At 63.7% G+C, this 11,209-nt stretch carries 8 protein-coding genes and 2 tRNA genes; 8 read left to right on the forward strand and 2 right to left on the reverse strand.

Features of this window, described 5'->3' with window-relative positions:
* Window position 1: 1 nt before the first annotated feature.
* A complete protein-coding gene (locus tag BRA1253DRAFT_RS39505) occupies window positions 2–1,318 on the reverse strand; it encodes a multicopper oxidase family protein (protein ID WP_007603499.1) in 1,317 nt (438 codons plus the stop codon).
* Window positions 1,319–1,471: 153 nt separating this feature from the next.
* Between BRA1253DRAFT_RS39505 and BRA1253DRAFT_RS39510 the strand changes: the two genes are divergently transcribed.
* The 8 genes from BRA1253DRAFT_RS39510 (at window position 1,472) to BRA1253DRAFT_RS39545 (ending at window position 10,113) form a co-directional block, all read left to right on the forward strand.
* Window positions 1,472–1,556: transfer RNA gene (locus tag BRA1253DRAFT_RS39510), tRNA-Leu, on the forward strand.
* A gap of 173 nt (window positions 1,557–1,729) precedes the next feature.
* Window positions 1,730–3,091, forward strand: coding sequence for a trigger factor (tig, locus tag BRA1253DRAFT_RS39515; protein ID WP_007603500.1), 1,362 nt, complete (start codon window positions 1,730–1,732; stop codon window positions 3,089–3,091).
* A gap of 318 nt (window positions 3,092–3,409) precedes the next feature.
* On the forward strand, window positions 3,410–4,045 hold the full coding sequence (locus BRA1253DRAFT_RS39520) for an ATP-dependent Clp protease proteolytic subunit (RefSeq protein WP_007603501.1): 636 nt from the start codon (window positions 3,410–3,412) through the stop codon (window positions 4,043–4,045).
* A 441-nt stretch (window positions 4,046–4,486) separates the two neighbouring features.
* A complete protein-coding gene (gene clpX / locus BRA1253DRAFT_RS39525; RefSeq protein WP_007603503.1) occupies window positions 4,487–5,758 on the forward strand; it encodes an ATP-dependent Clp protease ATP-binding subunit ClpX in 1,272 nt (423 codons plus the stop codon).
* Window positions 5,759–6,082: 324 nt separating this feature from the next.
* Window positions 6,083–8,506, forward strand: coding sequence for an endopeptidase La (gene lon / locus BRA1253DRAFT_RS39530; RefSeq protein ID WP_007603504.1), 2,424 nt, complete (start codon window positions 6,083–6,085; stop codon window positions 8,504–8,506).
* Between the two features lie 73 nt (window positions 8,507–8,579).
* Entirely contained in the window at window positions 8,580–8,984 is a 405-nt protein-coding gene (locus tag BRA1253DRAFT_RS39535) for a GFA family protein (RefSeq protein WP_007603505.1), read from the forward strand.
* A 63-nt stretch (window positions 8,985–9,047) separates the two neighbouring features.
* A tRNA-Val gene (locus tag BRA1253DRAFT_RS39540) sits at window positions 9,048–9,124 on the forward strand.
* Between the two features lie 128 nt (window positions 9,125–9,252).
* Entirely contained in the window at window positions 9,253–10,113 is an 861-nt protein-coding gene (locus tag BRA1253DRAFT_RS39545) for a class I SAM-dependent methyltransferase (protein WP_007603506.1), read from the forward strand.
* 126 nt (window positions 10,114–10,239) lie between these two features.
* On the opposite strand, the gene BRA1253DRAFT_RS39550 is transcribed toward BRA1253DRAFT_RS39545, so the two are convergent.
* Window positions 10,240–11,208, reverse strand: coding sequence for a cation diffusion facilitator family transporter (locus BRA1253DRAFT_RS39550; protein ID WP_007603508.1), 969 nt, complete (start codon window positions 11,206–11,208; stop codon window positions 10,240–10,242).
* Window position 11,209: the final 1 nt, after the last annotated feature.

Consider the following 11,209-nt stretch of genomic DNA (forward strand, 5'->3'; position numbering starts at 1 on the left):
CTCACTCCACCCCGCACCAGCGCACCAGCCGCGGGGCGGCCCATTCGGTTACGACGGTTTCGATCAGCCACCGCCCGGCGGAGGCCGCAGCGAACGCGATGCGCTGAGTCTGGCCGGGTTCGATCGCGAGCGTGTCGAGCCAATAGGGCTTCCAGCCGTCGTCGAGCTTGTCGAGCAGGCGGAAATGGTGGCCGTGCAGATGGACGACGATGGCGACGGGTGCGGGGTTCTTGAGCGCCAGCACGACGGTGCGGCCGGCCTTGGTGCGAAAGGCGGGGGCGGAGAACGTCGAGAAATTTGCGGGCCGTACCCACCCGGCGTCGGCTGCCCCGAGCGCGACATCGAACCGCAGGGCGCCTTTCAGATCGAGTCGCTCGGGCAGGTCATTCGGAGGGAGCGGCTGCGGCGGCAACAGCGGCGCGCGCCGCTCAAGCTTGCCGGAGACCGTCAGGCGGCCGACCTGGCGCGCCTCATTGCCGTCATGCAGCAGGAATGGGGCCGATGTGGCCGCATCCACGAAGGCGTCGGCGCGTGCGCCGGGAGCCAGCACCAGGGCGCCGTTGCGAGCCGGGAACGGCTCAGCCGGCTGTCCGTCCAGGGCCAGCACCTGGACCTCGTGACTTTCCAATTTGATCGCCAGAACAGAACGTTGCGAGCCGTTGATAAAGCGCAGCCGCAGCCGCTCATTCGCCGAAGCTGAGAGTTCGAATGAAGTCGTTCCGTTGATTGTATAGAGCGGGGACGTGTCCTTCGGGTCCCGGCCCGGGAGAAGCGCGGTCCCATCCGGCCGCAGCCGCCATTCCTCGATCAAGAGGACCACGTCGCGATCGGCGGCGACCGCGTTGGTCTCGGTGGCGATGATCGGAAGCGGGCGCGCGGGCTGCTTCAGGCTGTCCTCGAACAGGCGAAAGTCGGCCAGCAGGGTTCCTGCGTTTGGCACTGAAATAATTGATGTTTCCGTCGCGTCCGGGGCCGTCGGGCTGCGTCCTCGAAGCGGGTCGGCCGCGTCCGGGCCATTGAGGCCGTACCAGACTGGTGCAAGCGGTACGGGCAGGCCGTTGCGAAAGACCACCTCGCAGCGGTCGCCACGTTTGAGACGGACATCCCCGAGGTGGCTTACGGCAGCCAGCTCCCAGATGGGTGTAGCCGGCTGACCCGGCCTCAGAGCCAGCGTCGCCGGCCTCGCTTGAAGGGCGAGCTGGGCGGTCATGGCCGGGACTGCGCCGCCCGCCATCAGCCCGGCCGCAGAGGCTCCAACGCCGACTCCAAGTACGGCCAAAACCTCGCGCCTCGTCGGGTCGAAAATCCGCGTCTTCATGGCCGATCCCGACCACGCCGTGCTGGATAAGTCCAGCCGTCGTGCCTAGTTGAAGCCCTGCCTCTATCGGGCCATTTTTTTGCTGCGAACAGGCGGGCACATGCTATAAGCCCGCCGCCCGCGGCATCGCGGCCGGTCTTGATGCAAATTTACGCGGGCGTGGCGGAACTGGTAGACGCGCTGGATTTAGGTTCCAGTGACGAAAGTTGTGGGGGTTCGAGTCCCTCCGCCCGCACCAAGCGCTTTCAGCGTTTGCACGGATTACGCGATCTGCTCCCGCGCGGATGTTTGTCCGCCGGAAGTCGGTCCGATGAACCACCGGCGTTGAGGCGTTCGCCTCGCGCCGGATCGATTAATGACAGCGTCCCGACGCATGCGCGCCGGGACCGAACGAGAAGAAGATTGGACACCATGCAGGTCACAGAAACCCTCTCGGAAGGTTTGAAGCGCGAGTTCAAGATCAGCGTTCCCGCGTCTGATCTCGACGCCAAGGCCGGTGCCAAGCTCGTCGACCTCAAGGACAAGGTTCGCATCAACGGCTTCCGTCCCGGCAAGGTGCCGGTCACGCACCTCAAGAAGGTCTATGGCCGCTCGGTGATGGCCGAGACCATCGACCAGACCATTCGTGACACCAATACGCAGCTGTTCTCCGAGCGCGGCTTCCGCCTTGCGACCGAACCCAAGATCACCATGCCGACCGAGCAGGCTGAGGTCGAGGAGCTGCTCAACGGCAAAACCGATCTGACCTACACGGTTGCGATCGAGGTGGTGCCGTCGATCGCGCTCGCCGACTTCAAGACCTTCGAGGTCGAGAAGCCCGTCGCCGAAGTCACCGACGCCGACGTCGACGAGGCGATCAAGCGCATCGCCGATTCGAACCGTGGCTATGCCGCGAAGGGCGAGGGCGCCAAGGCCGAGTCGGGCGATCGCGTCACCGTCGCCTTCAAGGGCGCCATCAACGGCGAGCCCTTCGAGGGCGGCGCCGGCGAGGGTATCCAGGTCGTGATCGGATCCAACACCTTCATCCCCGGCTTCGAAGAGCAGCTCATCGGCATCGGCGCGGGCGAGACCCGTACGCTGAAGGTGGCGTTCCCCAAGAACTACATGAACGACAAGCTCGCTGGCCAGCCGGCCGAGTTCGAGACCACTGCGACGCTGATCGAGGCGCCGCAGGATCTCGCGATCGACGACGAGTTCGCCAAGACACTCGGCCTCGAATCGCTGGACAAGCTGAAGGAAGCGGCGCGCGAGCGGCTGGTCGCCGAGTTCGCGACCGCGACGCGCCAGCGCGTCAAGCGCGCGCTGCTCGACCGCCTCGACGAGGCCCATCGCTTCGAAGCTCCGCCCTCGCTGGTCGACGAGGAGTTCAATCTGATGTGGAACTCGGTGAAGGCCGAGATGGACTCCGCCGGCAAGACCTTCGCCGACGAGGACACCACTGAAGACGCCGCCAAGGAAGAGTACCGTAAGATCGCCGACCGCCGCGTGCGGCTCGGCCTCGTGCTCTCCGAGATCGGCGAGAAGAACAAGATCTCCGTAACCGACGACGAGGTCGGCCGCGCCGTGATCGAGCGGGCGCGCTCGATGCCGGGCCGCGAGAAGGAGGTCTGGGACTATTACCGCAGCAACGCCCAAGCGTTGGCCCAGCTTCGTGCACCGATCTATGAGGACAAGGTCGTCGACTTCATCCTCGAGCTTGCCAAGGTGACTGAGAAGAAGGTCTCGCGCGACGATCTCTACAAGGACGACGAGGCGGAAAAGACCGCCGCCTGAGGGCTCCAGAAGAGCCTTTAGGAGAGCCTTTGGGATAGCCTTGCATTAAGGATGATCAGCGAAGAGGTCGAGCTAGCCAGGTGGCCGGCTGGGCCTCTTTGTACGAATCAGCTTCAACTGCCTCACGGATTAAGCCTTAATTCGCTCCGCACTTGTCAGGCGCGAATTGGGCTATATCTGTCGCTACGCCTTCTGCTTCTACCAAGTTCTTCTACCAAGTTCCTGCATCACGGGACGTCCATCGGCCTTCCGGCAGATCCAGCCCCGACTGGCAGCCGGGCCTGGCGATGTCCGCCTCTTCAAAACCCTAGGTGACTCATGCGCGATCCGGTTGAAACCTACATGAACCTCGTGCCCATGGTGGTCGAGCAGACCAACCGTGGCGAGCGCGCCTACGACATTTTCTCGCGCCTTCTGAAAGAGCGCATCATCTTCCTGACCGGGCCGGTCGAGGACGGCATGTCGACGCTGATCGTCGCGCAGCTGTTGTTCCTTGAGGCGGAAAATCCGAAGAAGGAAATCTCGATGTACATCAACTCGCCGGGCGGCGTGGTGACGTCGGGCCTCGCGATCTACGACACCATGCAGTTCATTCGTCCGCCGGTCTCGACGCTGTGCACCGGCCAGGCCGCCTCGATGGGCTCGCTGCTGCTCTGCGCCGGCGAGAAGGACATGCGCTTCTCGCTGCCGAACGCGCGCATCATGGTGCATCAACCTTCCGGCGGCTTCCAGGGCCAGGCCACCGACATCATGCTGCACGCACAGGAAATCCTGAACCTGAAGAAGCGGCTCAACGAGATCTACGTGAAGCACACCGGCCAGACCTACAAGGCGATCGAGGACGCGCTGGAACGCGACAAGTTCCTGACCGCGAGCGACGCCAAGGAGTTCGGTTTGGTCGACAGGGTCATCGACAAGCGTGCCGAGGAAACCGCGGCGCCGAAGACTCCGTAGCACTACTGTGACGGCGAACCCTCCGGGATCGCCGGCACCGTCAGGGAGCGTTCACGTTAAGGACACGTGCGCGCGTCGCAAAACGCAGTTTTGCGCCCTGCGACAGGCAGAAAGTTCCGCTTTCGTGCTTGTTTTTCGTGGCAATCCAGCAACGCCGGGGTGATTTCGATCACTTCGCCCGTGCCAAGACCGGAAATCACGGTATTGTCACGGGTAGCCGGCGCCCCCCGATTAGCGAATTCTTGATAGTCGGGTGACAGCATGGTTCGCTACGACTGATCGGCTATGATCGCGGAGAATCGAGTGACCGTGATTCGCACGGCATGCAACGCGTAGGGTCTTTTTTGGTACGGAATTTGCTCTATTTGAAGGACTGTACCGGCTGTCGTGCCGGAATAGGGCGATCGAGCGGACGGGATCGAACCGCGGACGGAGACATGAATGAGTAAGGTCGGCACGAGCGACTCCAAGAACACGCTGTATTGCTCGTTCTGCGGCAAGAGCCAGCACGAAGTTCGCAAACTGATCGCGGGTCCCACGGTCTTCATTTGCGACGAGTGCGTCGAGCTCTGCATGGACATCATTCGCGAGGAGAACAAATCCTCGCTGGTGAAGTCGCGCGACGGGATTCCGACGCCGAAGGAAATCTGCAAGGTGCTGGACGATTACGTAATCGGACAGAACCATGCGAAGAAGGTCCTCTCGGTCGCGGTGCACAATCACTACAAGCGCCTCAACCACCAGACCAAGCACAACGACGTCGAGCTTGCGAAGTCGAACATCCTGCTGATCGGTCCGACCGGTTCGGGCAAGACGCTGCTCGCGCAGACGCTCGCCCGCATCCTGGACGTGCCGTTCACGATGGCGGATGCGACGACGCTGACCGAAGCCGGCTACGTCGGCGAGGACGTCGAGAACATCATCCTGAAGCTGCTCCAGGCCGCCGACTACAACGTCGAGCGTGCCCAGCGCGGCATCGTCTATATCGACGAAATCGACAAGATCAGCCGCAAGTCCGACAATCCCTCGATCACGCGCGACGTGTCGGGTGAGGGCGTGCAGCAGGCACTGCTCAAGATCATGGAAGGCACGGTGGCTTCGGTCCCGCCGCAGGGCGGCCGCAAGCATCCGCAGCAGGAGTTCCTGCAGGTGGACACTACCAATATCCTGTTCATCTGCGGTGGTGCGTTCTCGGGCCTCGAAAAGATCATCTCGGCACGCGGACGGTCGACCTCGATCGGTTTCGCCGCCCAGGTGCTCGCGCCGGAAGACCGCCGCACCGGCGAAATCTTCCGTCACGTCGAGCCGGAGGATCTCCTGAAGTATGGCCTGATCCCGGAATTCGTCGGCCGTCTGCCCGTCGTGGCGACGCTGGAGGATCTGGACGAGGCTTCGCTCAAGAAGATCTTGGTCGAGCCGAAGAACGCGCTGGTGAAGCAGTACCAGCGGCTGTTCGAGATGGAGAACATCGAGCTGACCTTCGCCGACGAGGCGCTTGGCGCGGTGGCCCGTAGGGCGATCGAGCGCAAGACCGGTGCGCGCGGGCTGCGTTCGATCCTCGAGGCGATCCTGCTCGAGACCATGTTCGACCTGCCGGGCCTCGAAGGTGTGGAAGAAGTCGTGATTTCCCGCGAAGTTGTGGAAGGAACGGCGCGTCCGCTCTACATCTATGCCGATCGGTCCGATCGCGCCGTCGAGAACGCCAGCGCCTGATTTTACGGCGCTGGAACGCTCCAATCGTCTCCCCAAGTAAGGGCTGCGGAAAATATCTCCGCAGCCGGTGTTGTGTCGCTTGTTCGCGTGCGTAAGCGCCTGATGGCGCGCGTCTTTCAATGACTTGACACCCCCCGGGTCGATAGCCACCTAATGTCGGCGGCGAGCAAAAATTCTCTTCAAGATTCGCCTCAGTTCCGATCCGGCAGGCCGGTCCAACCTCAGAAGGACCGACCGGTTTTGCGGATCACCTCGGCACCTTGTGGCGGTTGCGCATGAGCATGGCGGGCTGCGTGCAAGGGGGCAAAGCAAAAGGAAAAGGCCATGACCAATCCAAAACCCAGGCCAACCATCGTTCATGGCGAAACGCACGCCTATCCCGTGCTGCCGCTGCGCGACATCGTCGTCTTCCCGCACATGATCGTTCCGCTCTTCGTCGGCCGCGAGAAGTCGATCCGCGCGCTCGAAGAGGTGATGAAGAACGACGCGCTGATCATGCTCGCGACGCAGAAGAACGCGTCCGACGATGATCCGGCACCCGATTCCATTTACGAGACCGGTACGCTTGCCAGCGTGCTCCAGCTCTTGAAGCTTCCCGACGGCACCGTGAAGGTGCTGGTCGAAGGGCTCGAGCGGGCGCGCGTGCAGAAGTACACCGATCGCGCCGACTATTACGAAGCGACCGCGATTGCGCTCGCCGACACCGATGCGAAGTCGGTCGAGGCCGAGGCCATGGCGCGCTCGGTCGTGTCCGACTTCGAGAGCTATGTGAAGCTCAACAAGAAAATCTCGGCCGAGGTCGTCGGCGTCGTGCAGGCGATCACCGATTTCGCCAAGCTCGCCGACACCGTCGCCTCGCATCTCGCCGTCAAGATCGCGGATCGCCAGGGCATCCTGGAGACGCTGTCGGTCACGCAGCGCCTCGAGAAGGTGCTGGGCCTGATGGAGAGCGAGATCTCGGTGCTCCAGGTCGAGAAGCGCATCCGCTCGCGCGTCAAGCGCCAGATGGAGAAGACCCAGCGCGAGTACTATCTCAACGAGCAGATGAAGGCGATCCAGAAGGAGCTCGGCGACGACGACGGTCGCGACGAGCTCGCCGATCTCGAAGAGAAGATCTCCAAGACCAAGCTCTCCAAGGAAGCGCGCGAGAAGGCGCAGCATGAATTGAAGAAGCTGCGCCAGATGTCGCCGATGTCCGCGGAAGCGACCGTCGTGCGCAACTATCTGGATTGGCTGCTGTCGATTCCGTGGAACAAGAAGTCCAAGGTGAAGAAGGATCTGGAAGCCGCGCAGGCGGTTCTGGATGCCGATCACTACGGGCTGGAGAAGGTCAAGGACCGCATCGTCGAGTATCTCGCCGTGCAGTCGCGTGCCAACAAGCTGACCGGCCCGATCCTGTGCCTCGTCGGCCCTCCTGGTGTCGGCAAGACCTCGCTCGGCAAGTCGATCGCGAAGGCGACGGGGCGCGAATTCGTGCGCGTGTCGCTCGGCGGCGTGCGCGACGAGGCCGAGATCCGCGGTCACCGCCGCACCTATATCGGTTCGATGCCCGGCAAGATCATCCAGTCGATGCGGAAGGCGAAGTCGTCCAATCCGCTGTTCCTGCTGGACGAGATCGACAAGATGGGCGCCGATTTCCGCGGCGATCCGTCCTCGGCTTTGCTCGAGGTCCTCGACCCCGAGCAGAACGCGACCTTCAACGACCACTATCTCGAGGTCGACTACGATCTCTCCAACGTGATGTTCATCACGACCGCGAATACGCTCAATATTCCCGGGCCGCTGATGGACCGCATGGAGATCATCCGGATCGCGGGCTACACCGAGAACGAGAAGGTCGAGATCGCGCGCAAGCACCTGATCCCGAACGCGGTGTCCAAGCACGGCCTGGACTCCAAGGAGTTCTCGATCGACGACGACGCGCTGCTGCTTCTGATCCGCCGCTACACCCGCGAAGCGGGCGTGCGCAATTTGGAGCGTGAGCTCTCCACACTCGCCCGCAAGGCGGTGAAGGAGCTGATGATCTCTAAGAAGAAGTCGGTCAAGGTCACCGAGAAGACTCTGGAAGAGCTGCTCGGCGTGCCGAAGTACCGCTACGGCGAGATCGAGAGCGAGCCGCAGGTCGGCATCGTCACCGGCCTTGCCTGGACCGATGTCGGCGGCGAGTTGCTGACGATCGAAGGCGTCATGATGCCTGGCAAGGGCAAGATGACGGTCACGGGCAATCTGCGTGACGTCATGAAGGAATCGATCTCGGCGGCGGCGTCCTACGTCCGCTCGCGCGCGATCGTCTACGGCATCGAGCCGCCACTGTTCGACCGCCGCGACATCCACGTGCACGTGCCGGAAGGCGCGACGCCGAAGGACGGTCCGTCGGCGGGCGTGGCGATGGCCACCGCGATCATCTCGGTCATGACCGGCATCCCGGTCCGCCACGATGTCGCGATGACCGGCGAAATTACGTTGCGCGGCCGCGTGCTGCCGATCGGCGGCCTGAAGGAGAAGCTGCTGGCCGCTGCCCGCGGTGGCATCAAGACGGTGCTGATCCCCGAGGACAACGCCAAGGATCTCACGGAGATTTCCGATGCGATCAAGGGCGGCATGGAGATCATCCCGGTCTCGCGCCTCGACGACGTCGTTGCCAAGGCGCTGGTCAAGAAGCCGGTGCCGATCGTCTGGGAAGAGGACACCAAGGTGACGGTGAAGCCGGACGGCGACGAAGCCGCCGGTGGCCTGACCGCTCACTGAGATCGCAGCTCGAAAAGATGATAAAACGGCGCCTTCGGGCGCCGTTTTTGCTGTGGGGCAGCGGATGACGACAATGCACATCGACGGGCAATGCCATTGCGGCCAGATTACCTTTGAAGCCGAGATCGACCCCGAGACGGTGTCGGTCTGCCACTGCCGGGACTGCCAGACCCTAACGGGATCGCCGTTCCGGGTGACGGCGATCTGCACCAAGGCCGACGTCAAGCTGACGGCCGGTACGCCCAGGATCTACGGCAAGCGCGGCGACAACGGCCGGATGCGCTTCCAGCACTTCTGTGCCGACTGCGGTTCCCCGCTATTCACGAGCGGCGAGGGCGACCAGGAGGACGATTGGGGCATCCGCTGGGGCAGCATCCGCCAGCGCGACAAATTGCGGCCCGTCAGGCAGATCTGGTGTCAGTCGGCGGCAGTGTGGATCGACGCGGTGCCACTGCTGGCGGGCCGGCCACAGGATTGAGGGCCAGGAATTGGCGTTCCGCGCTTGCCCGTTCGGGGCAGGTGGGGATAAAGAAGCGGCGTGGGGCGGTTAGCTCAGCTGGTTAGAGCATCTCGTTTACACCGAGAGGGTCGGGAGTTCGAATCTCTCACCGCCCACCAGCCTTTGCTCGCTTCGCGAGCTTCGGCTCGGCGAGCCAGCCTCACACTTTATTGGCGCGAAGCGAACGAAGGCTGCCGCGCCGAAGCCAATAGGCGCAGGCGGGCGATACCGAGCCACAGAGGCCCCAATGGAACACCCTAGCGGACACGAGCAGAACGCCGATCAGATCGCTTATTGGAATGGCCCCAGCGGGCAGCGCTGGGCCGATCGCCATGCGGCGCAGGAAAGCCTGCTCGGCCCCATCGCCGATGTGCTGATCGAGCGCGCCAGGCCGACGCCGGGCGAGCGCATCCTCGATGTCGGCTGCGGCTCCGGTGCGACGACGTTCGCGTTCGCGAAGGCTGTCGCGCCTGATGGCTTTGCGCTCGGGCTCGACGTCTCCGAGCCGATGCTGTCGCAGGCGCGCGCGTTTGCGCCAAAGGGCCTGCCGCTCGATTTCGTGCTGGCGGATGCGACGGTGCATCCGTTCGAGCCGGCGAGTTTTGACCTGCTGGCCTCGCGGTTCGGCGTGATGTTCTTCGCTGACCCTATCGCCTCTTTCACTAATCTCCGCCGCGCGCTGAAGCCGACGGGGCGGCTGGCGTTTGCCTGCTGGCGCGAGCCGAAGGAAAATCCCTGGATGATGGCGCCGCTGATGGCGGTCTACAAACATGTGCCCAAGATGCCGCCGGTCGGGCCGGAAGAGCCTGGCCCGTTCGCCTTTGCCTCCGAAGAGCGCGTGACGCGCATCCTGAAGGGCGCGGGCTTCGTCGACGTCGCCATGGAGCCGCACAATCTCGCGATGGATGTCGCGATCGGTGGCGGGCTCGATGCCGCGGTCGAGGGCTCGCTCCAGATCGGCCCCGCCAGCCGCGCTCTGCAGGGCCATCCTCCGGAGACATATGCCGCGGCAAAAGCCTCGATCCGCGAGATGCTCGCGCCGTTCCTCAAGGGGCAGTCAGTGGCGTTGCAGGGCGCGATCTGGATCGTCACGGCGAAGGCGGCGTAGGCGCCGCTCTGTCCCCGTCATTGCGAGCGCAGCGAAGTAATCCAGACTGTTCTCCGCGGAGGCAGTCTGGATTGCTTCGTCGCTTCGCTCCTCGCAATGACGACGGGGACGCAGCCGCGCAGCTCCTCACACCACATCATCCGGCGCCAGCGCGCAGCCATTGTCGGGATGAGTCTCGACCTGAAGGGTGGTGTGGCCGATGCGGTGGGAGCTCTTCAGCATCTGCGCGGTCTCCATCAGGAATGCATCGCCGGCGGCGCCGGTGGGCATGACGAGGTGGCAGGTCAGCGCTGTCTCGGTGGTCGAGATCGGCCAGATGTGGAGATCGTGGATCGCAGTTACACCGGGCCTCCCCAGCAGAAGGATCTTGATCGCGGCAATGTCGGTGCCCTTGGGCGCAGCCGCCATCGACATGTCGATGGAGCCGCGGAGCAGGCTGGTGGTGCTCCAGAGGATCGTGACGCAGATGACGAGGCTGGTGACGGGATCGAGCCAGAGCCAGCCGGTCCAGATGATCAGCGCCGCCGAAATGACGACGCCGAGCGAGACCGCGGCATCGGCCGCCATGTGCAGATAGGCGCCTTCGATATTGATGTCGTCCTTGCGTCCGCGCGCGAACAGCATGGCCGTGAAACCGTTGACGACGATGCCGATGCCGGCGACCACCATCACGGTGATCCCGGCGACCGGCTCCGGTTCGCGCAGGCGCAAAAACGCTTCCCAGCCGATCGCGCCGGTTGCGACCAGCAGGAACACCGCGTTCGCCAGCGCCGCCAGGATGGTGGAGGCGCGCAGGCCATAGGTGAAGCGGCCGCTGGGCGCGCGCCGCGCCGCGATCGACGCGCACCAGGCCACGACCAGGCCGAGCACGTCGCTAAGATTATGGCCGGCGTCGGCGAGCAGGGCCGTAGAGTTGCCGATGTAGCCGTACACGGCCTCGGCCACGACCAGCGCGGTGTTGAGCGAAATGCCGATCGCGAACGCCTTGCCGAAACTGGCGGGTGCGTGGACGTGCGCATGGCCAGCGCCATGATCGTGACCATGATCGGCACTGTCGTCATGGTGATGATGACCGTGATGGTCGTGGTTGCCCACC

The organism is Bradyrhizobium sp. WSM1253, assembly GCF_000244935.1.
GTDB classification, from domain to species: Bacteria; Pseudomonadota; Alphaproteobacteria; order Rhizobiales; family Xanthobacteraceae; genus Bradyrhizobium; species Bradyrhizobium canariense.